This is a genomic window from Fulvivirga sp., assembly GCF_040220315.1.
GTDB lineage: Bacteria > Bacteroidota > Bacteroidia > Cytophagales > Cyclobacteriaceae > Fulvivirga.
In genome coordinates, this window is the sequence record NZ_JAVJUY010000296.1 from 1 (window position 1) to 26550 (window position 26550).

At 37.0% G+C, this 26550-nt stretch carries 23 protein-coding genes and 1 pseudogene; 8 read left to right on the forward strand and 16 right to left on the reverse strand.

The window, feature by feature from the left end:
- The 11 genes and pseudogenes from RLO81_RS14890 to RLO81_RS14940 all read right to left on the reverse strand — a co-directional run.
- Window positions 1-517 (reverse strand): annotated as a pseudogene (locus RLO81_RS14890) (hypothetical protein); the annotation flags it as partial.
- A 13-nt stretch (window positions 518-530) separates the two neighbouring features.
- On the reverse strand, window positions 531-2531 hold the full coding sequence (locus RLO81_RS14895; RefSeq protein ID WP_350113269.1) for a TonB-dependent receptor: 2001 nt from the start codon (window positions 2529-2531) through the stop codon (window positions 531-533).
- Window positions 2524-3891, reverse strand: a complete 1368-nt coding sequence (locus RLO81_RS14900) for a carboxypeptidase-like regulatory domain-containing protein (protein ID WP_350113272.1) — start codon at window positions 3889-3891, stop codon at window positions 2524-2526. Before RLO81_RS14900 ends, RLO81_RS14895 begins: the two co-directional genes overlap by 8 nt.
- Complete coding sequence (locus tag RLO81_RS14905; RefSeq protein WP_350113274.1) at window positions 3875-4831, reverse strand: FecR family protein; 957 nt, start codon at window positions 4829-4831, stop codon at window positions 3875-3877. Before RLO81_RS14905 ends, RLO81_RS14900 begins: the two co-directional genes overlap by 17 nt.
- Window positions 4832-4890: 59 nt before the next feature.
- A complete protein-coding gene (locus tag RLO81_RS14910; RefSeq protein ID WP_350113277.1) occupies window positions 4891-5445 on the reverse strand; it encodes an RNA polymerase sigma-70 factor in 555 nt (184 codons plus the stop codon).
- Between the two features lie 131 nt (window positions 5446-5576).
- Window positions 5577-6119 (reverse strand): GNAT family N-acetyltransferase, encoded by a 543-nt coding sequence (locus RLO81_RS14915; protein ID WP_350113279.1) that lies wholly within the window; start codon window positions 6117-6119, stop codon window positions 5577-5579.
- A gap of 37 nt (window positions 6120-6156) precedes the next feature.
- The gene (locus tag RLO81_RS14920; RefSeq protein ID WP_350113282.1) at window positions 6157-6840 is read right to left on the reverse strand and encodes a hypothetical protein; all 684 of its coding nucleotides are present in this window, start codon (window positions 6838-6840) and stop codon (window positions 6157-6159) included.
- 79 nt (window positions 6841-6919) lie between these two features.
- Complete coding sequence (locus RLO81_RS14925; protein WP_350113285.1) at window positions 6920-7486, reverse strand: HutD/Ves family protein; 567 nt, start codon at window positions 7484-7486, stop codon at window positions 6920-6922.
- Window positions 7487-8092: an alpha-ketoglutarate-dependent dioxygenase AlkB family protein gene (locus RLO81_RS14930; RefSeq protein ID WP_350113288.1), complete on the reverse strand. Its 606-nt coding sequence runs from the start codon at window positions 8090-8092 to the stop codon at window positions 7487-7489.
- 1 nt (window position 8093) lies between these two features.
- A complete protein-coding gene (locus tag RLO81_RS14935; protein WP_502880458.1) occupies window positions 8094-10268 on the reverse strand; it encodes a B12-binding domain-containing radical SAM protein in 2175 nt (724 codons plus the stop codon).
- A 93-nt stretch (window positions 10269-10361) separates the two neighbouring features.
- Entirely contained in the window at window positions 10362-11042 is a 681-nt protein-coding gene (locus RLO81_RS14940) for a Crp/Fnr family transcriptional regulator (protein ID WP_350113294.1), read from the reverse strand.
- A gap of 73 nt (window positions 11043-11115) precedes the next feature.
- On the opposite strand from RLO81_RS14940, the gene RLO81_RS14945 reads away from it, so the two are divergent.
- From RLO81_RS14945 to RLO81_RS14960, 4 genes are read left to right on the forward strand one after another with little or no spacing between them, the layout of a single operon-like run.
- Window positions 11116-11937: an MOSC domain-containing protein gene (locus RLO81_RS14945; protein WP_350113297.1), complete on the forward strand. Its 822-nt coding sequence runs from the start codon at window positions 11116-11118 to the stop codon at window positions 11935-11937.
- Between the two features lie 49 nt (window positions 11938-11986).
- A complete protein-coding gene (locus RLO81_RS14950) occupies window positions 11987-12526 on the forward strand; it encodes a CopD family protein (RefSeq protein WP_350113300.1) in 540 nt (179 codons plus the stop codon).
- Window positions 12523-13134, forward strand: a complete 612-nt coding sequence (locus RLO81_RS14955; RefSeq protein ID WP_350113303.1) for an SCO family protein — start codon at window positions 12523-12525, stop codon at window positions 13132-13134. Before RLO81_RS14950 ends, RLO81_RS14955 begins: the two co-directional genes overlap by 4 nt.
- Complete coding sequence (locus RLO81_RS14960) at window positions 13127-13561, forward strand: c-type cytochrome (RefSeq protein WP_350113306.1); 435 nt, start codon at window positions 13127-13129, stop codon at window positions 13559-13561. Before RLO81_RS14955 ends, RLO81_RS14960 begins: the two co-directional genes overlap by 8 nt.
- Window positions 13562-13612: 51 nt before the next feature.
- Here the strand turns inward: RLO81_RS14960 and RLO81_RS14965 are convergent, their stop codons facing one another.
- Genes RLO81_RS14965 through RLO81_RS14980 form a run of 4 tightly spaced genes read right to left on the reverse strand, consistent with a single transcriptional unit; the run spans window position 13613 to window position 22282 of the window.
- Window positions 13613-14041 (reverse strand): DUF2141 domain-containing protein, encoded by a 429-nt coding sequence (locus RLO81_RS14965; RefSeq protein WP_350113309.1) that lies wholly within the window; start codon window positions 14039-14041, stop codon window positions 13613-13615.
- Window positions 14041-16224 (reverse strand): hypothetical protein, encoded by a 2184-nt coding sequence (locus tag RLO81_RS14970; RefSeq protein ID WP_350113312.1) that lies wholly within the window; start codon window positions 16222-16224, stop codon window positions 14041-14043. Before RLO81_RS14970 ends, RLO81_RS14965 begins: the two co-directional genes overlap by 1 nt.
- Entirely contained in the window at window positions 16221-18257 is a 2037-nt protein-coding gene (locus tag RLO81_RS14975) for an OmpA family protein (protein ID WP_350113315.1), read from the reverse strand. The genes RLO81_RS14970 and RLO81_RS14975 overlap by 4 nt, the downstream gene beginning before the upstream one ends.
- 14 nt (window positions 18258-18271) lie before the next feature.
- Window positions 18272-22282 carry a tetratricopeptide repeat protein gene (locus tag RLO81_RS14980; RefSeq protein WP_350113318.1) on the reverse strand — a complete coding sequence of 1337 codons (4011 nt, stop codon included), beginning with the start codon at window positions 22280-22282 and terminating at the stop codon, window positions 18272-18274.
- Window positions 22283-22407: 125 nt separating this feature from the next.
- On the opposite strand from RLO81_RS14980, the gene RLO81_RS14985 reads away from it, so the two are divergent.
- Window positions 22408-23025, forward strand: a complete 618-nt coding sequence (locus tag RLO81_RS14985) for a nucleotidyltransferase family protein (protein WP_350113321.1) — start codon at window positions 22408-22410, stop codon at window positions 23023-23025.
- Here RLO81_RS14985 and RLO81_RS14990 read toward each other — a convergent pair.
- Window positions 23022-25352: a penicillin acylase family protein gene (locus RLO81_RS14990; RefSeq protein WP_350113323.1), complete on the reverse strand. Its 2331-nt coding sequence runs from the start codon at window positions 25350-25352 to the stop codon at window positions 23022-23024. The two genes, RLO81_RS14985 and RLO81_RS14990, sit on opposite strands and share 4 nt — an antisense overlap.
- Before the next feature lie 126 nt (window positions 25353-25478).
- Between RLO81_RS14990 and RLO81_RS14995 the strand changes: the two genes are divergently transcribed.
- The 3 genes from RLO81_RS14995 to RLO81_RS15005 all read left to right on the forward strand — a co-directional run.
- Complete coding sequence (locus RLO81_RS14995; protein WP_350113326.1) at window positions 25479-25664, forward strand: hypothetical protein; 186 nt, start codon at window positions 25479-25481, stop codon at window positions 25662-25664.
- On the forward strand, window positions 25651-26025 hold the full coding sequence (locus RLO81_RS15000; RefSeq protein WP_350113329.1) for a type II toxin-antitoxin system VapC family toxin: 375 nt from the start codon (window positions 25651-25653) through the stop codon (window positions 26023-26025). Before RLO81_RS14995 ends, RLO81_RS15000 begins: the two co-directional genes overlap by 14 nt.
- A 167-nt stretch (window positions 26026-26192) precedes the next feature.
- The coding region (locus tag RLO81_RS15005) for a transposase (RefSeq protein ID WP_350113332.1) at window positions 26193-26550 on the forward strand (358 nt) is incomplete at its 3' end.

Here is a 26550-nt window from a genome sequence, read left to right on the forward strand (position 1 = left end):
TCGATTCTATTGCCAGATTTTGTGGTGTTGTAGGCCTGTCGAAATTATCAAACCTTATATTTCTTGGTGATTTAAAATTGTTGACAGCGAGAGGCTTAATAAAGGCATTGTTATTTCTTTTAGATTTCAATGTTGAAAACACTAGATAATACGCTCCTGAATTCAAATCGGACTTTGTTTCAAAAGTCCCAGCTGCAATTCCCTGTTCGATTTTATATCTCTTTACATGAATTAAGTTTTTTAAAGAATCGAATAACTGAACATATAAAGTGGATGATGTAGAAGCACTATTGGATACGCCTGTCACATACGCCTTACACCAGAAAGATTCCCCGGGTTGATATATCTCTTTATTGGTGTGAGCATAGATATTTTCATAATACCTCTGATTAAAGTTTTCAATTTTATCAATGAGCGTATTATCATGAATATTATGGGATTGACTATATAGTTTACAGCTTATCGCTGAAATTTGTACCAGGAAAATCAGAATAATCAATACACTTTTCCTTATCATACAAACACAATATTTATAATCCCCGTAGATTAATTTCCTTTTCGAATGAGACAAAACTGGAGTTAGAATCAATGCCCTCTATCTTCAAAACGAGAGTTCCTTTAATTTCTGGCTTTTTAAAACTTAACATGAACTCGCCATTCTCATTAGGCTGAATATTATCATCCCATAAGATGCAAGACTCTAAATTTCCGGAAGGTGTAAATGGTTCATTTTCAGAATAGTAACTTGTAATTTCTACTTTACTTTCAATATCATCATTATAGGTTAATTGAGTGTCAGTAATAAAATCTTCTGTATCGATAAGAATTACGCCACCTCTAGCTTCAGCGCCAAATTGCACCACAGCACTTAAATTCTTAATGACTCTGATGCTTTTGATGAGATTTAGATTTATATCATTTAAAAGTACAAGATTGGTACCTCTGGGGTAACCATTCACAACGAATAGTACTGGTGGCGGAAATTGAATACTTATAAAAGACTTACTAAAAAAGACCTCTCGTCCATTGGCCGTTTCCTTCACCAAAGCAAAACTTGTAAAATTTCTTAAAACGGTGAGGAGGTCGTCACCCGGAACTATATTAATCCGGTCTTTAGTGATCTCCTCTACCTTAACATTGTTTAAGTAGCTAAAAAGCTTAGTGTTGTTTACAGTATCTTTCTTTTCTGTTGTTACCCGGGATGCAGACACTACTATTTCAGGAAGAACCTGATGATCAAGATAATCTTTAATTTCATTCAACTGTTTTTCAGAATCATCCTCATCGACTAGAATAGGCTCTTTATTAATTTGGTAATTAAATTGAGGTGGAAAAAAATCATACTTAACTGTATCATAAAGTACAATATCCATGGGTTTGCCTTTATAATTAGCAGCTACCACAAATTCATATTCATAATCAGTGCTATCAATTTCAATTGAAAATATTCCACTATCCTCAATGTCTGATTCGTAAAATTTTCCCGCATTTATGTCAACGGCTGAAACTATTATATTTTCCATTTTTCTGGGAGGAGATTCAACTTTACCCGAAATGATAAATTTGTCTTCAACGTTTTCTGACTTAAGGTTTTCGTCTGTTAAGTTGAGATAGATTTCATTTCTATTGTATGAATAACTTGCTATATCAGCATTCTCATTGCGATATGGATTTAGTTCCTTAATGTATACAGCTGCAGATAAATTACCTCTTAATGGATTACCATTTTCGTCTGACAAAGCGACCTTGTGAGTTACCTGATTTTCAACTATATCAACTTCTTCCTCAGAGAATACACTGGATATATCATTTAACTTTATAGGATGCGATAAGCTTTCTAACAACTGATTGTTTCTATCGAAGCAGAAAATTGTTGCTACACCTTTCGGCAAAATGTCATGAGGGATTGAAATTTTGCGCGTACCAATGAAGCTACTCGCCCATAATAATTCTCCATTTACCTGTAGAATTATACTATAAAATGGATCACTTTCAGTTTGATAATTGATGAACAATGAGTCATTCTTTGATACTATTGACAAATTTTTTAGTACTACAGGCTTTTCGAATTTATCAAACCGAATATTTCGTGGTGATTTAAAATTGTTGATAGCCAAAGGTTTAATAAAAGCATTGTTATTTTTTTTAGATTTTAATGTTGAAAACACAAGATAATATGCTCCAGTATTCAAATCTGATTTCGATTCAAAAGTCCCAGCAGCAATTCCCTGTTCGATTTTATATCTCTTTATATGAATTAAGTTTTTTAAAGAATCGAATAACTGAACATATAAAGTGGATGATTTAGAAGCACCATTTGATACGCCTGTCACATACGCCTTAAACCAGAAAGGTTCACCGGGCTGATATATCTCTTTATTTGTGTGAGCATAGATATTTTCATAATAAGCACTATTGTACTCTTCAATCGAGTCAATTATATTGTCAATATAAGAGGTCACATCTTGACTACTAGCAGCTGATGCTACTGTTAAAATAAGCTGGAACAGAATTAGTATTCGCTTAATCATTAGGTTCGTAGTTTAGTGGTAAGATATCGGCTGACCTTTTCCAGCCCCAATAACCATGTTGAATTAATGATGTCGGATCTAAAACCTTATTATCTTTAATCACTACATATCCTAAGCGAGAGTTTATTTCAAGGATGGATGTTTGGGGCCTAGTGATAGCATTTTCACGTTGATAGCTGGATTTAACAATATGCCTAAACTCTCTGTCAATATGATTGCGATAACTACTTTCCTCCCATTCCTTATATCTTACTTCCAGATAGTTATCAAACTCCAAGATTTTTATGCTGTCATAATCGACTATTAATTTCCTTTTCCGAAGTGGGAGTCTTAATCGATCTGGTTCTAACGTGTTAACCAAAGATATTTCAAACCCATCCTCTTTTAGTTTATTGTTAGCCAGAGAATGGATAAAATGATCTAAAGAACCTTTGTATGCTTCATCTCTTTTTCTTTCCCACCTTCGCTCTTGTATTCTATTCTTATGTTCCAAATAATCATACTTAGGTTTGGTTACGTACTTTACCTGATCGTTTTTGTACTCAAAAAGCACTAACAAATGACTCACCTGGTACCCCAAAGATTCATTCTCAACAACAATCAATTCATTGGCTGAAGCTGTTAAGCTATTTGTTTCTTCATCAAAATCGAAGTTGATAACTTCAGGGTTAAGTATTTTACATTTAGCAGCATTACGAGTGGTGCCTATAAATTCTTTTGTGAATATTTTAAGTTGTTCCTCCCATTCTTTATTCGAAAATGTGACCACAACCTCATTTAACTCACTCACATTCTCTTTTAACTCAATTTCAATTTTATTAAGATTTGATATTGACTTTAAATAAATCAAATAGGGGTGATAACTTACGTGGGAAGCAACGAGTTCAAAATTATCTTCTACAAGTGCCTGGAATGCAAATTTGCCATTAATATCTGTTGATGCGCCATTGAAAGTATTTGAGATGAATACATTTACTCCTGGAATGGGTTCTTTTGTATTTTTATCCACAACTGTACCCTTAATAAACCGGTAACTTTTGGCAGTTTTTACTTCACTGGCATAGATGAGAACGGTATTGTTTTCAATTTTGAATTTAAGTTGTCGTGGATTTAAAAGCTGATTTAATACAACTTCAATCGGTTTGCCACCAATTTGAATGCTTGATATATTGGTTTGTGGGAGAATTTTTGGATTGTAAGAAAAATCCACTTGATAGCTCTTACTTATTTCTTTAATTGCTGCTGTGAGTGTAACATTTTCTAACGTACGAATATTACTCTCATTTTGAGCAGATACGCATAGAGGGAGAATCCCAATCAGAATTATTATCAGTATCCTCATTTTAACAGGAATTTCCATTAACAATTATTTTAGCGTTTTTGTATGACACATTAAATCGGTAGATTTCCTTTAGAAGCGTCATTACTTCTTTAATGGACTTGTTCTCAAATTTTGCAGTAAGCACACATTGACTTAATCTGGGATTGGCTAGCTCAATTTCGATATCATAAACTTCTTCAAGCGTGCTCACAACCTCACTAAACTGATCATTATTGAAAGTGATAATCCCTGTCTTCCATGCGAAGGCATTTTCATTTGTCATGTTGGCTTTTACCAGATGATTATCTGAAACCACTACCTGTTCATTTTTAACCACCTGTATACTATCTCGGTCAATAATATTGTTGACCTGCACAACCCCGCTTTTTACATGCACAGATGCTTTTTTTCCTGGCTTAGCTTTTATATCAAATGAAGTTCCCAGCACTTTCACATTGATTGTTTCTGTGGTAATGATAAAGGGGTGGCTTTCATCCCGAACAACATCAAAAAATGCTTCACCTGTCAATTTGATTTTCCTTGAGGATTGAAAATCACCATTATATTTAATGGAGGAGTTTTTATTTAGTGTAACCTGAGACCCGTCAGGAAGTACTACCTCTTTTTTGTCTGACTCTGAACGGATTACTGTGCTTGATATGGTAGGAAAATAATTTTGGCTATCCGTATTAAAATAAATATATGATAGCCCAATAGTAGCTATTAAAAGAATTGAGGCCGCAATTTTATAGAAAGAAAAAGCAGGCCTTGTGGTTGAGATAATTTGCTTTTCAATAGTATTCCAAGCAGTTTCTTCATCAGTTGAGTTAACCTTAGCACTAAGCCAAATGGTTCTTAATTCATCAAATTTTTGTCTGTTCTCATCAGACTGATTAATCCAATCTTCAACCTGATGTTTCTCTACAACAGTACATTCATTCTCAATGTACTTAATAATTAGTTCTTCTATGGGTAGCATAATTTGTCGCCTTTAATTATTAGACAGGCAACAGGCTATTTACCCCTATTCAGTAGTAGTTATTTTATGAAAGCTGCCATGGCTATGAGTGGAAGGTAGTCCCTCAATGCATCCCTCATTAAATGCAATGCCTTACCGATTTGATTTTCCACGGTCTTAATCGAAATGCTTAATTCTTCAGCTATTTCCTTGTTTTTCATGCCTTCTAGTCTGTTTTTGATAAAAACAAGACGGCATTTTTCAGGGAGTCGCTCAATGGCGTTCTGTAATTTCTCTAGAAAAAATGGGTCGGATAAATATTGATTGGTGTCAATGGAATTAAAAGATAGATACTCTTGATATTTTTTTTTCGTTTTTCGCTTTTCTAAAACGTTTAAACTCTGATTTCGAACTGCAGTTGTGAGGTAAGCAATTAGTTCACCTTCAATAGTTAGCTTATTACGTTTGTTCCATAGGTTTAAAAAAACATTTTGAACAATATCTTCGGCCTCTTCAGTATTTTCTACATAGTAGATTGAGGTGAGAACCAATTTTTTATAAGTTGACTGAAACAAAGTCTTGAAGGCAAATTGATCTCCTTCTTGAATATTTCGCCAGCTTATGTTTTCAGACATGTTTACGAATTAAAGGATATTTTTCTTTTTTGAGCCATTCGAAAACAATTTAATAGTTGGTGGGTTATTGTTATGTATTTCAAAATACATGAGTGGTTTGATTGATTAATTGAAAGCCCTTGACTGCCCAGTCAAGGGCTTTCTTTGTTTATTGTGTACAGCACGCATAGTTTAATATCAGTATAATTTTCAAGGGCTGGATGCTCAAAATAGCCACTAAATTCCATTCCAATCTTCTGCATCACCTTAATGGAAGGTTCATTTATTTGAGGAGCCATGGCTACAATTTCTTTTAATTGGAGGGTTTGAAATCCATATTCCAGGCATTTTTTTGCTCCTTCTGTCGCCAGTCCCATCCCTTGAAACTTTGTTGCTAACCTCCAACCAATATCGGTGCAAGGAGCAAAACTGGTTTCCAGCTCTTTGTAGGATAAACCTATAAAACCTATTAGTTCGTTGGTTTCGAGTAGGTCTACAGCGTAATAGCAATAGCCGTACTTATCAAAATCTTGATTCTGCTTTTTCATCCATTTAGATGTATCGGATTTGGATACTGTAGAAGGAAAATATCGCATTACTTGAGCATCGGCATTCAACTTTGCAAGCGTATTTAGGTCATGATCAGACCAAAGCCGGAATCCAAGCCTGGATGATTCTAATAGATAACGGGACATGAAACGTTGATTGTTTGTTTAATCAAAGAGAAGTAACTTACTCTTGCGCAAGTCTTACCACTGCAATACTATAATGTGGTTGTGAAGCTTCTTTCCAAACCACTTTTTTCAATTCAGGGTCGTAAGCACCAGTTAATTCATAATTTGGGTATTGGGTTTCGTTCCACTCCACTTTTTGTTTTTCAGGATTATACACCCCGTGCACATCATACCTCGGATAGCTCGATTGTTTCCATTCTACAACCTTCAATGCTTCATTGTAGACTCCCATTATTTCATAATTAGGCCAGAGAGACTCTTTCCACTCAATTTCTTTGATTGCAGGGTTATAAACACCGCTTATGGTATATCTCTTTGCAGAGGATTGTTTCCAGACTATAATTTTTGAAATAGGATTGTAAACGCCAGAAATATCGTATCGAGGCCATTCAGATTGTTTCCATTCTATTGATTTGGTGTCTGGGTTGTATACACCTGCAATTGTATAGTTTGGGTAATCAGTTTGTTTCCACTCGGTCTGCCCTGTTTCTGGATTATATACACCCACTATCTGATAATTTGGATAGTCCGATTCTTTAAATTCTATGCTATTGCTTTCTATGTTATTCAATGACTGACCAAACGAACTAATTGCAACTAACATAAGGCCAACTACCACACAGCCAGTCATACATACTAATTTTTTTAATACAAATAATTTATGCGGCAAAACCAATTTCATAGAGTAACAAATTTAATGAGTTTTCAGCGGCTTTGCTCTTTTTGATGTAAGTACTTTATCACTAACACTCCACTATTCTTTATATCTGAACACAAACCAAACTACACGCTGCCTTACTAACAATAGTAATCTGACTTGCCTTGGATTTAGTGCTTATCCTGGTCAGAGATTTACTCGCTATTTGAAATACACCGCTATGAGTTATGGTTATTGGCTCGTGGTAATTATAGAAGAAATGCTGACCGACATCCAAAACAATATGTTCTTCTATGTAACTTTTTAAATCGATTATGGATACTTTTCCTTCAATACCTCCTTTGGTCATTAGGTTAAAATCTGTACATCTTCCTTTTGATTTTGTTTCCCAGCTACCAGAGAAATGATCGATATCAAATGGCGCCAGATTTTTTTGATGGTGGCCAGTATGCTCTAATATCATTTTCCCATCTAAGAGCACAAGTGTTCTGTCAACCCCAGGTAATTTTGTGAAAACGGATTCTTCAATTTCCACGGTTGCCGTGCTAAGTCTAAATTGAAAATTTCCCGTTTTAAAATCTGAATCAATGGGCCAGATAAAGAGTTCGGTAGTTGTACCTCCCGCCCAAAGGCTTGTTTTAAATGAGTTGTAGGTGTCGATGTTTGTCATTTATTCTATGATCGTTCTAAAAGTGAGGTTCACGCGGGGTGTATTCACTTTTTTAGTTGGTGGTAGGCGATGTTTCCAATAGGTCTGGCAAGTGCCTTTCATCACTAAAAGCGAACCATGCTCTAAATACAGGGCTACAGTTTCACCACTATCTTTGTGCTTAAACAAAAATTTACGCTCTGCACCAAATGTTAGGGAAGCAATGGCACCATTGGGTTTTAAATCCTTCTCACCATCACTATGATACGCCATACCCTCAGAGCCATCATGATAAAGGTTTGTAAGACAGGAATTGTAAGTTTCTTCTGTTAGCTTTTCTGACAAATCTTTTAACTCCTTCAATTCTTGCGTCCAAGACAAGGCTTTTTTTATACTGTTCGAGTATTTGTATTCGTAGGGCTTACTGCCATACCAGCCATATTTGCGCTTAGTAACATAGTGCTTACCAAAAATGTAAGCTTCATCATTACGCCATTCCAGCGTATCCTTAAGTACTTTAAAATAGTGATCAGCCTTCTGCGGATCAATTACTCTGCCGTAGTAATAGACTTCACCATCAAATGGCAACAGGTTTTGATTTGGATCATATGGTTGATCAAAAAGCATATCAAATAACCAGTAGTCCTGATTTTCTTAGGTTGTTTATAGGTTTTGAAAACCAGAATATCTCAAAGTCTTCAAAGTGCTCATCATATGAATTTTTAATTTTTGAGAAGGTTAGATTTGCATGCTCTCTTGGCTTGGCTTGATTTAATATTTCAAGCAACCAATCCACTTTTTCACTATCGATGTTTGCTTCCATTACACCTGCATTTTGATGAAATATGAGTTTGGATTTTTTATTTTTCTTGCATTGGGCTATTACAGGATCATTTCCTACCCAGATTATTTTAGCTGATGGCAGAGGATTGTGATAATCATCTTCTTCCAGGCTATTTAGTATAAAATCCTGTGGGATGGTAGTGGGTGGGATATCGAAATCAAACCATTCCTGCAGGTCGAATTCAAAGCAAATGCCATGCATATAATTGAATAATGACTTCTTTAGACCAAAGCTAAATTGGTTATGGTCTATGCCAGTAGCATCGGTAAATTGAATATCATTATGGGCGAATGAAATGGCCTCTTGCATAGGAGTTACTCCATACAATTCGGGTTGCAAGCCAACCGGACTGTGTGCTGTTAGCGCAAACTGATGCCAAAACCCCGACTGAATAATTCCCTGTTCGAACATTTGCCTTACCATCTCCAAACTGTCAATGGTTTCCTGAACGGTTTGGGTAGGATAGCCATACATAAGATATGAGTGCACCATTATGCCGGCCTCAGTAAAATTTCTGGTTACCTTAGCAACCTGTTCTACTGTAACGCCTTTGTCAATTATTTTAAGCAATCGGTCTGATGCCACTTCCAGTCCACCAGAAACAGCAATACAACCCGAAGCCTTTAGCAATTGGCAAAGATCATACGTAAAACTTTTTTCAAACCGAATATTCGTCCACCAGGTTACAGTTAATCCACGCCTTAAAATTTCTAAAGCCAATTCCCGCATGAGTGCAGGTGGAGCTGCTTCATCGACAAAGTGGAACCCGGTCTCACCCGTTTGAGAGATGATGGTTTCCATTCTATCCACCAAAGTTTTAGCAGCAATGGGTTCATATAACTTTATGTAGTCAAGCGAGATATCACAAAAAGTACATTTACCCCAATAACAACCATGTGCCATGGTAAGCTTATTCCATCGTCCATCGCTCCATAAGCTGTGCATGGGGTTGGCGATCTCTATTACCGAGATGTACTTATCGAGTAATAAATCTGAATAGTCAGGAGTGCCTAAATCAGCTTGTTTATAATCGGGTTTGGATGACAGGTTGTTGTAAAAAACTTTACCATTTTTTAGATGAAAGGTTCTTTTGAGCTCGGCTGTACTTTTATCTGCTTCCAAATTATCAATAAGCAACTCAATGGGCACCTCACCATCATCTAAAGTGATAAAATCGAAGTATTCAAAAACCCGAGTATCCGACACAGTACGCAATTCAGTATTTGGAAAACCACCGCCCATCGCTATTTGAATTTGTGGATAATGGCTTTTTATCCATTGAGCACATCTAAATGCACTGTATAAATTACCTGGAAAGGGGATAGAAAAACATACGAGTTGCGGCTTTGTTTCCTGAATTCGTTCTTCTAAAATTCTTAATGTCAATTCATCAATAAAACTCGGTTTCTGCTGTAGAGATTGATGCAACTCATCAAAGCTATTAGCACTCATTCCCAGTCGTTCTGCATACCGGCTGAATCCGAAATTATCATCTATACATTCGATAATAAAATCGGATAAATCCTCAAGAAAGAGCGTGGCTAAATGTTTGGCCTTGTCCTGCATTCCCATGTTGCCAAACGCCCATTCCAGATCATCTAACTGCTCAAAACGAGAAGCTTGAGGTAAATAACCTTCTGTGCAAATAGATCTTGCATAGGAATGGTTGTTGCCCTGCAGAAAATTAATTACATCATCTATCTTAGCCAGATACTCATCTTGTAGCGCAATAATTCTTTGCGCATTCTCAGAATGATCTGATTGACTTCTCTTGGCCTTGTAAAATAGTTCTTGAAGACTTTTTCTAGTGAAAAGTTGAATAATAACTTCAATTCCCAAATCCATTTGAAAAGAAGAATACCCTTTTGTATTTAGAAAGCCTTTTAAATAGGCCGTAGCCGGATATGGTGTATTCAGCTGAGTAAATGGGGGTGTTATTAAAAGAACCTGACTCAATATAATTGCAATTTATGCATTGACGGATTTTCTCACGGTTGAAAAACTGACTTTATTTCTAGTATCGGAGTACCACACTTAGTATCCGATTTACAATCACTTAAGATTATCCAAATCCCTGATCAGTATTTTTCTTCGATCGAAATTGATGAGATTGGCCTCCTTTAATTCATTAAGTATGGTAGTAACCGTTTGCCTTGATGTGCCTGTAAGGTTGGCAATATCTTTATGGGTGAGTTTTGTGGGTATCATTGTTTCAAAACCTACTTTTTTACCTTTCCATGCTGCAGCATCTTTTAAAAATTCGATCACTCTTGTGCGGGCATCTTTGAAAACGAGTGATTCAACTTTTCTTTCGAGCTTTCGAATGCGTAAACCAATTAACTTGTAAATTTTAAAACTTAGTTCTTGATTATCCGCCATGAGCCCGCGCATTTCATCAATACTAACGGGACATACATTCGTTTTGTCATCCATCGCCTGAGCGAAATCGGCTCTTTTTTCTTCGCCTGTTAAGGCTAGCTCACCAAAGATTTCACCAGCTCCCAATATTGCCTTTACCACTTCTTTACCGTCTTCTGAGTAATGCCCAATTTTCACCCGGCCCTCTGCAATCATATAAATGTATTTGGCACGCTCATTCGTAAAGTAGATAAACTGATTTTTATTGTAGGTAGTAAATTCATGCTTTTCCTGCATGTTCACCGTTTTATGAGGGCACAATACGTTAAAGAGATCTACATCTTCAAAGTACCAGAGATTGGTTTTATCACTCATTTGATCTATTCTTTAAAGGATGAAATTACTGAATATTGTTAAGTTAGTAAAGGTTCAATTTTCATTTAAGAGTATGAAGCTATCACGAATTATCATTTACCCTATAAAGTCGCTAGGCGGAATAGAATTAGAAAGCTCAATTACAACCCAGCGCGGATTAGAGTATGATAGGCGATTCATGCTAATTGATGAAAACAATAAGTTTTTAACAATCAGGCAGCACAAGGAGTTTCTTTTTTATCAATTAAAAAAATCAGAGTCAGGATTTACCATCCAGCATAAGAATAAAACTCAACAATTGCATATTCCCTGGGCAATTTCAACTGGTAAGAAAATAACGGCAAAAATATGGGACGATGAAGTGGAGGCAGTAGTTGCCGAAGATCATATTAATACTTGGTTCTCCAATGAACTCGGGTTCAATTGTCGGTTGGTGTATTTGCCCGATGAATCGCCCAGAAGAGTACAGCCCGACTGGGTAAAAAATGAGCATCATGTGAGCCTGGCAGATGCTTATCCTTATCTAATAGTTGGCGAGAATTCTGTTGCAGACTTAAATGCCAAAATTCAAGAAAGCATTACCTATAAGCGATTTAGGCCTAATCTGGTTTTTACTGGTGGTCAAGCTTATGAAGAGTTTCTGTGGAAGGACATAACCATTGGTGCTGCTGAGTTACAATGCATAAAACCCTGTACGCGTTGTATAGTCATAACTATGAATCCTGAAACTGCTGAAGTTGGTAAGGAGCCTTTAAAAACGTTATTTAAGCAAAGGATTAATGAGAAAATGGTTTTTGGAGAAAATGCCATTTTGTTAGCAGGTAGTCTGGTGAAAGTTGGTGACGAGATTACAATAATTTCCAAGAAAGATGATCCTTATGAGAAGGTGGAATAAAATTCTTTAAGATATCTGGTTAACCAAAGTTGATGCTTACTTTTGCCGCATGTCATATCTCTATATTAAGGCATTACACCTGATTTTTATTGTTACCTGGTTTGCAGGGCTATTTTACATAGTAAGGATATTTATCTACCAAACAGAGGCCAGCGAAAAACCAGAACCTGAAAAATCGATACTTGAAAAGGAGTACCAGAAAAATGGAAAATTGCTCTGGTGGGCGATCACATGGCCATCGGCAATTCTCACTTTGATTTTTGGGTCGATATTGCTGTTCGTTTACCGGATGGATTACCTGAGCCAGGGGTTTATGCATATAAAATTAACGCTCGTACTGCTATTGTATATCTATCAATTCATTTGTCATAGAATCTATACCAATCTTCAGAATGGCATTTATAAATACGCGTCAATTCAACTAAGAATTTGGAACGAAGTGGCCACAATTCTGTTAGTAGGAATAGTATTTATCATAGTTCTTAAAAGTGCCATAAGCCTTGTATGGGGTGTTTTAGGGCTTGTATTATTTAGTATATTGATCATGTCAGCCGTTAGGTTGGTAAAGAAAATAAGAGAAAAAAAATGAAACAGTTTTTGGTGCTATTGATCGGATTGGCGGTAATCGCATGTGAATCCCAGCAGGATCGTTTAAAAATTTATGGAAGAAGTGAAGTCACCGATTCTGGAGATACCGTCTACCATAAAATAGCCGATTTCAAATTTGTAAATCAGGATAGTAATTGGATTACCCAAGATACATTTAAGGATAAAATCTATGTGGCTGACTTTTTCTTTACCTCTTGCCCAACCATTTGCCCGATTATGAAAACTCAAATGCTGAGAGTGTATGATAAGTTTGAAAATAACCCTGATGTACTCATCCTTTCTCATAGCATTGACCCGAAGCATGATTCAGTGGCTGTGCTCAAAGAATTTGCCGACAGGTTAGGAGTATCTTCTGATAAATGGCACTTTATTACAGGCCAAAAAGAAGATATTTTTAAAGTAGGGCAGACAAGTTACATGGTAAGTGCCAGTGAAGACCCAACAGCACCTGGTGGCTATCTGCATAGTGGAGCTTTTATTCTGATTGATAAGGAAAGAAGAGTTAGGGGATTATACGATGGTACAAAGCCCGAAGCAGTGGACAAATTAATGTTGGACATTGACAGACTATTGAAAGAATATGAATAAGGGGCTTCTTTTTTTGGTTTGTATACTAATTGCAGCTTGTACGGGTAAAAAAAGTGGCGAAAGTACTTCTGCCTCAGAAAATGTAAAATTTGAACAGTACCTGGTGGAAGGGCAGCAGCTGTATCAAATACATTGTGCAAATTGTCATCAAATGAATGGCGAAGGCTTGGCAAAATTGTATCCACCTTTGGCTAAATCAGATTATCTAATGGGAGATATTGATCGAGCGATTTGCATCCAAAAAAATGGCCAGCAAGGTGAAATCGTAGTAAATGGAATTGATTTCAACCAACCTATGCCCGGTATTGGAACCCTTACTAATTTGGAGATAGCTGAAATCACTACTTACATTACCAATAGTTGGGGTAATGAGCATGGCATGGTTTCAATAAAGGAAGTTGAGAGTGCACTGAAAAGTTGCCAATAGCTTAAAATTGTCCCCCGCCAGCGGGGGACAATTTAGTGCAATTACTAGAAATCATAACATTTTCTTCAAATCAATCGCTATTTCCTTATTTTCATTAAGATCGATTCCACACTCTTCAAACGATGGCGGCCCAAAACGGCCCATTTTGTTATTCGAAAAGCCAAACTTTTCTGTAGGTATGCCTATCAGGTTTTTATCAAGCTCACCGTTCCCGTTTTCATCATGGATGACACTGACTGCATATATTCCCTTAGGTAAATCATTAAAAGTAACAACGTGCTCACCGTTATCAGTTACAGATAATTGCTTATTGATATAATCCGATTTCAAAAATTGTTCTTCATCATTAAAGAGGGCAACAATAAGCTTTCCTCTGCCTGATTCTACTTTGTTAATAGTCACCACCAAACTCGCATATTCAGCATTGGTGGATTGCTGAAGTGATAAAAGAGCAAACGCTATAATCAATTTTACAAGCATTATATATCAGTATGCAATACTTCTAGACCGTAATTTACGATGATATGAATGTTCTTACTTTCAGGTGTCTCTAAGGTTCCTGATTTACCCAACAGGTTGATTATCTTATCATTGACCTTAATTACGTTATCAATAAAGTAATTTCCGGTTGATTCTATTGGCTTCACAGAGATGAGTTTCCCATTATTTCCAAATCTAGCAGCAAACCCATTGGTTTGTCCACTGGCTATTCTGGTGCGATAACTCTTACCATCCGGGTCATTTAATTCTGAATAATTACCAATAAGCATAAAGCCTTTATCTAACGTTAGCAAATCAACAATGGTACCTGCAAATTCAAAAGTTTGAGACCAAAGCACATCGCCTAATATGTTTACACTTATAAATTGTGAAGGCTCCTTAGCATCATATGATTGTTGAATAGTAGCACCTTTGTAGGCCATTACAAAGGCATTGGTCGATTCGATATATTTAATCTCTCTTGGGTAAAGTGGCAATTCCAGAGGTTTTTTAAATAGCTCATCACCATTTTCATCTACATAATAGAGGGTATTTGACATGCCGTCAATACCTTTTGTACGGATCATTAGTGCACAACCTTCTGGTGTAATGGCCATTCCACCCACCTCATTAATGCCACCGCCCACTTCACTCATGTCGTATTCTTTGTACCACTTAACACGATTTCCTGCATCAGTTTTTAAAAGAAACACTAACACAGAATTGTCTTTCTGTTTTTGTAAACCGGAAATATATTTACTGCCATCCGCATTCTCTGCCAAGGCGATGGTAAAAGGCTCAAAGTTTAACGAGTCAAGGCTAAGTAATCTTCTTGGAGCCAGTGAAATTTTACTTCTTCGATAAGTGACAGTTCCGTCATAGGCCTCATTTTTTTCTATGGAGTTTAATGTAGCGAGCATTTCATTAACACCTGTATTTTTGGAATCGGTCACTAACTTTTTCTCATCCGTTATAAATTGATTTATACCCGGTAAGCCTTTATAATGAGTATGGAAGAAGCTTTCATACTTCTCATAATTTTCTTCATTCACTCGCGTTTCTGCTATTTGAATTAGGCTATCGGCATCTTTAGCTTTATAAATTAACTCACCAAGATTCACTAAATAAACCTGATCTGAGCCAGTAGTATCACGATCATTCACCTGGCCTAATTGATAAATTAAATCCTGCTTATGTTGTTTGTATTTTAACAACGCCAATGGCAACGACTGCGCATCGTATTTCACTAACTCGAAAACTAATTTATTATCCAATGTATAAGGCGTATAATCCGGCATGCTTACCAATGGGCTCATTGGCTTAAGCTTATTTGTTAGTTCCAGATCGGCAGCATTGAGCTGAATTCTTAATGTTTGAACTTCAGTTTCCACCTCTTTAATAACTTCCTGGGCCCATTTTTTGTAATTCCAGATTTCAATATTCTCTACCAGAAAGTTCGGGCTAGTGAGCAAGCCTTGCAATCGGTAAGTATCTATATCTTTTATTTTATACGACTGATTAAAGTGCTTTGGATTGTAGGCTTTGCCTGAGGCTAAATACTTGTCAAGGTTTACAATACTGCTGTCATAGTCTGAAATCAGGTCTTGTAGCTTGAATTGCAGGTTAGAGTCGTGTAACAAAAGCAGTTTATCTCTGCTATTAAATTTTCCATTAATCTCATTAAAAAGCTTAATAGCCCGATCATGATAATCAACACTGCGTGTAAAATATTCGTAGATCTCTGGAAGTTTCTCCGTAAATAATTTAGCTGAATCATACCCATTTCTAATTTTTTGATTGATTGAGTTATAACTAACGATGGGTCTTCCTTTGCTATCAAATCCACTGGCAAATTCTACATAATAGCCTTCATTTTTACTTACTTCACGGTCATCTACAATCGCAGCAGCTTTAGTAAATCGTAATTTAGCTTCATTGGCATTGGCCATAGCGCGTTCGTATTCTGTTATAGGATCACTTTTTAAATACCTACGCTCATAAATTAATGCTAATCTGAAATTTGCATTTGGATGATCTAAATCTTCAATGATGTAAGACTTTAGTATCGAAAGGGCTTCATCATCAGAAGCTTTTACAATGAGAGGATGGACATCTTTATAACGTTGGCCAAAAAGTGGAACGGCTAATAATAGTGCTGCTGAAAAGGTGAGTATGTTTTTCATATTCCTATTACTATTAGTTCTACACGTCTGTTTTTTGCCCTGTTCTCATCGGAGTCATTCGCTACTTTAGGCTGCGATTCGCCATACCCATTGTATTCAAATCGGCCTTCAGCTATTTTGTTCTCTTCTAAAAAAGTAACTACGCTATTAGCCCGTTTGTTAGATAATATTTTATTGTACGAGTCAGAACCTACATCATCTGTATGTGCGGCCACTTCTACCCTCAAAGTAGGGTTTTCATTCATTAGCTTAATCACTCGCTCAAGTTCAATGTACGAGATGTCTGAGAGGGTAGCAGAATTAGATTCGAACAAAATATCTTTTAACTCCAGTTTGGCGTTTTGTTCTAGTTTTAAAAGTTTAAGATCTACTTCTTGTGAATTTTTTCCCACGTCAAGGGTAGTGGAGTTAAAGGCATATCCCTGGTCGCTTGTTGCTTCAATTTCATATCTGTCACCCACACGGAGTGAAACCATGCTATTACCGTCTACTTCAATTCGTTCATCCCTGTCCTTATTTTTTAATATGATTTTCGACTTTACCCTGGAGTTATTAACAAGGTCTGCTACATTAATCATCACCTCTTTTTTCTCAGGGACCAATGGGATTTCCTTTTCAAAATTTCTATAAAGAACGAGGTTTGATAAATCAAGAGTAAACAACTCACTTTTAAAGTTGGGCGCAGACACATAGAATTCATAATTTGAACCAATTGGTAGTGCTATCTGGGTAGTACCATTAGGGAGCCTTGTTTTTACCGTTTTGAAAAAGGCAGAAGCACCATCTCGCTTTACCTGTACATCTGCAACCAACCCCTCAAATAACTCTGCATCGCTAACAGCTACATCTAAAAATGCATTTTGAAAGAGCTCAATATTTAATTCTGTTTCCTGATACGTAGTTACTTTTCTCAGATCGAACGATTGAATGAAGCTGGAGTGCCCTTCTTTTACAACCTCCATATTATAATATTTACCTGCAGCCAATACAACAGTGTAAGCCCCATCTTCTGGGTTATTGTCTATCTCAGAGATGATGCTTGAAGTAAGTGCGTCTCGTACTATGATTTTGGCTGCAATACCCTGATCTGTATCTGCATCTGTGATTTTACCTTGAATGATATTATTTACAAATTGCCTTAGGTTTGGCGGAATAACTACTGAGTAGATATCTTGATTGTTATATACGAAATACATCAAATCACCCTGTGCCGCAATGGTAGGCAGCTGATCGCTCGCTGCTGAATTGGCGTAAGTTAAAGGCACCGGCCTCGACCATTCGCCTAAAGGGGTAAAAGTCGACTGGTACATGTCGTAATCGCCTTGTCCACCCGGTCGGTTGGAAGAGAAAATAAGTGTCTTACCATCGGCCATAATTCTTGGTGCTTTTTCGCAATCGAGATTGATGGGGTAGGGCAATTTTCTTGGCTCACCCCATTCTCCACTGGCATTTCGTTCTGCCCGCCATATAGAAGAACAAAAACCTTCATATCTTTTCAGGTCCCGTGATTGTGGACCCTCTGTATTCTGCCTCACAAAATATAAGTATTTACCATCAGCTGAGATCGAAGGGAACGCTTCATAACCATCAGTATTTATAGGTGCTCTTATGCTCTGTGGCACACTCCAACCTGATTTTTCCCTGGTAGAAAAATAAATATCAGAACTGTTTCCAAAGCCAATAGATGCAAAGAAGTAAAGGGTGTTGCCATCAAAACTAATGCTTGGGCCACCGATCAAATCCGTTGAATCGCCAAAATTATTTACGTTCTCGATAGGTGCGGGCAATTCCCAATTATTGTTTACATAGTTTGACTCAAACAGTTTATAGCTGCCGCCTTTATTGGCTTCGAAAATGATGGTTTTACCGTCTGCCGAAATGGAAGGAGCATATTCTACTGCCGCGGGGTCACTCAGGTTTTCTATGATGCGCTTCGTTTTTGAATAGTCTACTGTATCAGTTTGAGCTATTGCAAATTGAGCCATGCCAGCAATAAGGATAAGGCATAGCATTAAAAATAAATTTTTAACCATGTGTTTTTTATCCTTTAATCCGTTCCAATGATAATAAATGCTCCCCAGTGGAATGGGTCAGCATATTTTTGTTTAAGTTCCAATTGGGCATTTTTAAATGATTCGAATTTATTAGTGCCGCTCAACCAGTTTTTGTAGAAATTAACCATTAATTGTTGAGTAGTGTTATCGTCTACTTGCCAGAGGCTCATAATTACAGCTTTCGCACCAGCTACCATGAACGATCGCTGTAAACCATAAACGCCTTCGCCATTTTTCACTTCACCAATACCAGTTTCACAAGCCGATAATACAACCAACTCCGTATTGTCAAGGTTTAAATTCATGGCTTCATAGGCAGTTAATACCCCATCCTCTTCGTTGAAATTATTGCTTGCCTGAGTTGTCTGTGCCGATCCTGCAAATAACAAACCTGATCTGAAAAGTGGGTTTTTCTCAGCATTATTAATAGTTGTTTGTCCATCTAATGGCTTTTCAAAAACTACATCACTTTTAAAGAAACCATGCGTAGCGATATGTAACAGTTTGGGAGGGGTAATGCTTTTTAGTTTATTCTCACTTGCGTTTTCACGCAGATATAATTTGGAGCTCCAGGCTTGTTCGCCCAATAATTCATTTAATTTATTCACCTCATCTCTGGTGCCCGGTAGCTCGGGTATAACATCGGTAAACCCAAATTCACTAGCCCGAGTTTGTGCTATACTGTTATCAATGGTGCTTTCTGTGGTCAAATCATAATCAGGAAAACCGAAAACCTCTGCAGTATTGCTGGCAATTAGTCCATCGTTATCAGCCAACAAAATTTCCTTTGTATTACTGATGTTTCTAACAATATATTCATCAATTACATATTCATTGTTCTTCGTATCCCACAAGGTGTTGATATTGATTTTGTTAAAGATGCCGTCAGTAGAGGCATACACCTGATTAACATTATCCAAATGCTGATCGATTGGTTGCCAGAATTCTTTGTAGGAGATGTCGTCACCCACTGTGAATTTGATGGCATTTCTATAATAGTTGAAAAATCGATTCTCTAGTTTTTCACCATCTTTTAAGAGAATCATGTCAGGGGAATCCGTGCTGGTTTTCTTAACAATCAGACCCACATATAGTATTGAATCTTTGGCGAATCGCTTTTTCACGCGAATAATTTCCAATGCAGCTTGACCATCTTGCAATACATCACGTATATCCTGCCACTTAAATTCTTTCTGATCTACATCCTCTGCGAATAACTCAGATCGCTGGGATAGCGACTTCTCCAAACTGTTGATCTCATTCGTTACATCTGAGATGTTAATGTTTTGATCTCTTAATTCTTCTTCAGAATATGCCAGGTATTTTGATAAACGCTCCTTCAATTCTGTCCATGACAAGTATTCATCAATCAGCTTTTGGTTGTTGCTGGAAAATATTCTGTTTCGCACTTTGTTTGATGAGTGCAGGAGCAGTGCTTTAGTACGCAGTTGCAGGTTGTATAAATCGCCAATTGCTGTTTTAGCATCAGGCTGTGAACTTTGAGCGTACTCAATGCAAAAATCCTGATATGACTCAATGACAGGCCTAATTTTAGCATAAAAGGCGCCTTTTTCATTTTCACTTAGAGAAGGGAAGAATTCTGATATCTGTGACAGATAGTTAACAATTACTTCATCATAATAAGGCTTAGCTTCCACCAAACGCTTGGTGCCGTGATATAAGCCAGCTAAACCGTATAAAGAGTATGCGTAATCAGGGTGGTTATCGCCTAATATTTCTTTTCGAATTTCCAGCGATAGCTTGAAGTTACTTTCAGCCTCACTAAATTGTTGCAGTTGCTGATTGAGAGTGGCCAGATTGTATAATGTAGATGCATAAGCCGGGTGCTTTTCACCATATACCGCCTTATCAATAGCGAGAGCCTGCTGATAGAGGTTTCTTGCTTTCTCCGTATCGTTAAGAGCTTCATATAAAGAAGCAAGGTTATGCAATGTGGTAGCATACCTTGGGTGATTTTGGCCATAAATATTTTTATCAATCTCAAGAGCCGTTTCAAGTAATTCAAGTGATTTCTCGTTTTTACCTTCCAGCTTATACAGTGTGGCAAGGTTTTCTAAAGCTGTGGCATATTCTGGATGATTGGTTCCATAGCGTACTTTGAATATATTGGCACTCTTTATAAAAAGTGGCTCAGCTTTCTCGAAATTACCCATGGTTTGATATAATAATGCCGAGCTGTTTAATGCATGACCATATTCAGGGTGATTTTCACCAAAAGCGTTTTTCTTCATTTCAAGAGCCTTTGTAAAGAGAGGTTCAGCCTCCTGATACTTGCCTTTTAATTGCTTCAGTCTACCAAGGTTTTGTATGGCATTGGCATAAGATGGATGCGTTTCGCCCACTTTATTTTTTCTTATCTCAATACTTTCATTAATGAGTTCTTCAGCTCTTGAATATTCACCCAGTTGAGTGAGTGTAAGTGCAAGGTTTTCTATTACTCCCGCATATTCTTCACTATCTTTCCCTGCTTGTTTGGTAACTATGCTTCTTGATTGCTCAAGGTAGTTCTGCGCTTCTAAAAACTCAGCCTGATTCTGCTTTACGATACCCAGATTGTTAAGCGAAATTGCAAAGGTTAATGTCCCGCCCAAACCTGATCGATCCATTAACTGTAATTGTTGGTTAAAATAATGTTCAGCCATACCGTAAGCACCATTTTCCTGATGGATCACAGCAATGGCACTCAATGTATTCATTTTTAAAGTACTGGAACCAGCGTTATTTAACAGAGTTAATGCCTTTTCGAAATCGGTAAGTGCTCCATTCCAGTCACCTACAGCATTTTTATAAATACCTGAGTGGTATAAATATTTAGCTTTTAATTCTTCGTTTGGACTAGAGGCAACCGATTCAATTTCATCTAAAATGAGCTTTGCTTCATCCAATTTATTAAGTGCCAGTTTGGCACTCAGAAGATCGATAGAGGTTTCGATGTACCCTTCTGGGTTAGTAGTTTTATCAATAGCTGAAAGAGCAGCAGTAAAAGAATTTTCTGCTTCAGTATACTTGCCTTCCTGCATACGCATCATTCCCTCGTTGGTGCTGGCAATGCTTTTAGATGCATCATCGCCCGAGCTACCAATCATTTCTAATAATTTAGCAGCACGATTATGGTCTCCTAACTTTTCAAAATTTACAGCCCGTAAGTTGATCATGTTGAAATAAGCCTGATCTTTTTCTTCATCAATGCTTCTGAATAAACTGTCGGCCTCCATGTAGGCCTCTTCCGCTCCTTTATAGTCATTGGCCTTATGAAGACATAGGCCTTTGTTAGTTTGAATTAATGCCTGTTCGTACTCCGTTCCTTCACCTAATTGTTCATAAACGCTTTCAAGAGTAAGTATGTAGCTATATGCCTCAGAATAACCACTTCTATCCATTAAGAGGTTAGCATAATCAAACGTGGCTTGCACATAGTCCATGGATAGGCCTTCATCGATATTATAGGAAGGCACCGTTGCATTATATATTTGATAGGCTTTTTCTGAATCACCTAATAAGTAATGGCAATTGGCTATTTTCCATTGACAATCGACAAGGGCCTGATCGCTAGTCGTGAAAAATTGGTCATATATCGATTTAACTTCACCAAATGTTGATAATGCATCATTCACTTTGCCTAAGATGAGCTCCAAAGAACCTTTGTTATATAGTGCATTGGCATGTTCCAGGTTGTTGAGGTTTCCTGTTTTTGCCTTTACATCAAGTTCTTTTTGGCAGTATTCTAGCCCTTCCTCATAATTTCCTATACTAAAAGAAATATCAGTTAGAAGCCTAAGAATGCTTTCATAATTACCTGAAAGTGAGCCATCCTGACTTTGAAAAGACTTGAGGCAGTTTTTGGCGCTAACCAATGCAGCGTCAAGGTTTCCTGCATTGTATTCCTGAAGCGAAGAATTATACATACTCACCCAATCCTGACTTTTAACTGGAAAAGCAGTAATAAAAATAACTACCAATATGGCTAATCCTCTTTGAATCATCTAGTTCTTTTTACAATCTACTAAGTTAATAATAAGTCGTTACCCGACTATTAAGCTTTCGTATTTAAGCAATTAATATTCTTTGCAAATTACCCCCTTTTTGGGGCATTTAGTTGTACCTAATAATGGGTATAATTATCTCCATGAATGAATTCGGTATAGTTGTTTTAGCTGCAGGTGCCAGCACGAGATTGGGTTTTCCAAATCAGTTGTTAGAAGTTAATAACGAATCTTTTCTGAGAAGCACTATTTCTATGGCAATTCAGGTCACTCAGCCAGTTGTTAGTGTGCTGGGTTATAATTATAACCGATTTGAAAGGGAGACTAAAGGCTTAGATGTGGAGGTTGTTTTTAACTTGAATTGGAATAAGGGTGTAGCCACTTCTATTAAAGAAGGGTTTAACTACATTCATAAGCATTATCCGCATTTAAAAGGAGTTATATTTCTTAACTGCGATCAACCCTATATCAATGCAGAATTACTAAGAAAAATGATGTATGCATATGACGATTCAAATGGCATTGTGTCAGTAGCAGATGTGCAGATTCTATACATGCCCATATTAATAGGAAAGCAACATTTTAAGGATATTTTTAAATTGAAAGATGATGAAAGCCTGTTTACCCTTACTGCTGCCTTTGGTGCTCGCAACGTTCAGTTTGCCAATGCCTCTGTAAATATTAATACCGAACAGGACTGGTTAAATTACTTCAACCAACTTCGCCAAAACAGGGCTTCTTAATTCTCTGATTTAAAGACGATAGTGCCCATCGCTTTTTGCTCAATTTCTTCTTTGTTCATCATCATTTTACGCCATTTACCCTTTGTATAAAGCTCAGCCTGATCATCATAATAATCACTTAGAGGATTACCACTTTGGCCTGTTGGTAGTATACTTTGTGAATTTTCGATATCTGCAAAATTGATAAGCCTTCTTGTAGAGGGACCAGATTTAATAGGGTAGAGGCCAGAGCCTGTTCGAGTAAATGAAAGTTTATTTAAAACGGCATCACTGGCATCCATTTTAAAAATTCCAACATTAAAGTAATCGCGCAAAAGCTCCACTTTCCCAATGGGGTGTGGATGTTCCAGTGTATGCACATTGCCCCATTTCCATTTTTTGATATCGCCTAATTGGGCTGTCAGTTCTTCAAGACTCACTTCAAAAGCTTTATTAAATACCTGCTTTCTTGTTTCTTTTTCTTGGGTTGATGGATCATCCCACCATTTCGATGAATCGTTATGAAATAAAGGATCGAAAGATCGTTTCATTAAATGCGTATTAAGCCAGCCCTCAAATTGACCGGAGTCCAGCTTATTTTCCATTGCTAATCGCAATGAATGATATAGAATCTTTTGATAGACAATGGGCGCTTTGGATTCTCGTGAATGACTGCCATCCCAATCGGCTAATAAGTTTTTCACTTCTTTTTGCAGATCATTTTGAGGTTCTAGTTGAGCAGCATATTCATGCGCTATTTTCGCAGAAATAGTGGAGGTGTTTTCTAAGAAGAAAGCTTTATAATCATCCACAGAAATCTTTTCTTTCCTTTCAAGCAAACTGGTGATTCTAAGAGCCCTGTCTTCCGGGGCATAATAACCAGGGTAATAGCCACCTTTGATGCTGTCAGGCTGATTGTTTGTGCTGTATACATAATTCCATGGCGTGTTTTCAGCTTGTGGATTGTTCGAGAAATCCAGCCATTCGAACGTGGTATGCGTAGAATCTTTTGCATTGAGAATGTGGTTTCTTTCAACACCAGCGCCTAATAAATGAAGCTTGGCGCTTGCCCACCAGGCAATATTTCCATCCTTATCGCCATACATTACGTTTAATCCTGGCGCTTTAATTCGTGACGCACCGGAACGCACATCATCCATACCTTTGGCATGGTTTAAAAGATAAATAGCCTCCATGGATTCCTGTTTTGTTTGAAGATAGGTCCACCACATGGCTATAGGTTGATCTTCCAACCCATCGATAACATCGCTTACAATTGGTCCAAATTCTGAAACCTGCACTTCGATGGTTATGGGTTCAGCATCTTTAATTTTAATTTCCTCTTTGATGGTTTCAGTAGGTTCGACATTGTAATAAAAATCAATGTCATCGTTTTCAAACATGGTAAGGCCTATGGCATAATTACGGTTGTGGAGCAACAGTGCAAAGGGAAACATCGCTGCATGATAGCCATATCGTTCCCATTCTGGAGTGACAACATGTGCTTCAAACCAAACACACGGCTGACTGAAACCCATGTGTGGATCATTAGCAAAAATTACGGAGCCTGTTGCTGATTTTGTTGGGTTTACCACCCAACTATTACTTCCAATCCAGGTGGGGGCGGGAAGGGAATTCATAATCTCATCAGCCTTAGCTGTCAATTTTTCTAATGTGGCATTTTGAGGATAATTTTTAATCATCTCCGTATTGCCATGCCCTGCTAAATCCAGATCGGCTAAATATTCTGGCCCTAAATTTTTGGCGATGGAAGTTACAATGGGATCACTTTTTTGGGCTTGTGCAAATGAAAATGAGATGTAGCCCATCACATTATAAATATCTTCAACTGTGTATTCTTCTTTGTCTAACCCGAGTAGTGTAAATTCTAAAGGAGTAGGCCCGGTGTTAATGAAGTGGTTTACGCCATCCAAATATGATTGCGCTAACTGATATTCCTTTGAATTAGAAGATTTAAGTGTCTGAGCCTCTTCTTTTGCCATACGATGGATGCCAACTGTTTTGAAGAATTTATCTGTTTCAACTAAATCTTTACCAAACATTTCTGAGAGTCTGCCAGGAGCAATTCTTCGCATAAGCTCCATTTGAAAAAGCCGCTCTTGGGCATGCACATACCCTAACGCTTTGTAGGCATCTAATGTATTATCAGCATAAATATGCGGTATGGCGTGATTGTCAAAATGGACTTTTACTTCATTGGTAAGGTTGGGCAAGTTCAATTGCCCATCATACGCAGGCTTTAGACCAGATAAGTAAAAGGTGATTGAAATACCTGCAATAAATATGATAATGATTAAAGTAAGGAAGATTCTTTTGGCAACTCGCATGGGTTTACTATTGAATTTGAATTAACCTTCAATATACCAAATTTCCTTAGCTGTTTTGCTGTGCTTCTTTGAAAATGATATTAAAATGTGAGATGGCACAAAAAATACTATTTTGATGTTAACTTTATGTTGAAGAATATCACAACTATGGTTACAGTAATAAAAAAGGGAACAAATAAAGAAATTATTAATAAACTTTTGAAAAAGGCATTCAAAACAAAAGGAGTAGATACTCACAAATACTGTGGTGTAATCAAGCTAAAAGAAGATTCTTTGGTTATTCAAAAGCGTATGCGAGATGAATGGGAATAGTGTCTTATTAGATACTAACATTGCTCTTTATCTCTTATCAGGAGACAAAGTCTTATCTAACTTATTATTTAACAGAAAACTGTATGTATCATTTATCACTCAGCTAGAGTTGTTGGGCTATCACGAAATAACGGATGATGAACGTAACGAGATCAAAAAATTTTTAGACGACTGTATTATTATAGATATAAACAGTCAAATTAAGGAAGAAGTAGTAAGAATTAAACAACTCCGAAAAATAAAGCTCCCTGATAGTATCATTTTGGCTACTTCAAAATATCTTAATATTCCTGTGATAAGTTCCGATAGTGACTTCGGAAAAGTTGAAGAAGTGAATGTTATTTATTACGAAAAAGAATAATTCATCACCTAGATATGAGAATTTTAGTTATCCGAGTGTCCTAAAAACCTCGTTGTTCGTAGTCTCCCGCAGGGACTACGAACTTTTCAATTGTCACCAGTGTCTATGACACGGCATTAGGAACCAAATCATTCAAATTTTAGACGCTCATTACCTATCTTCATTCAATGTCTAATGGCTACAAAATAAGGAACCAGTCAGGTATTCATTTTCTTTCTTTTGCGGTAGTTGAATGGGTTGATGTTTTTACTCGAAAGGAATATTGTGAAATTATAGTAGATAGCTTAAATCATTGCATACAGAATAAGGGCTTGGTTGTTTATGGGTGGGTGATTATGAGCAATCATCTGCATTTAATTGTATCGGCTAAAGGTGAAAATCTATCTGATGTACTTCGTGATTTTAAAAAGTTTACTGCCAGAGAAATCTTAAAATCTATCGATAGTAATAATATAGAAAGTCGAAAGAATTGGATGCTATGGCTTTTCCGATCGGCAGGGGCTAAGAATAAAAGAAATAAAGAAT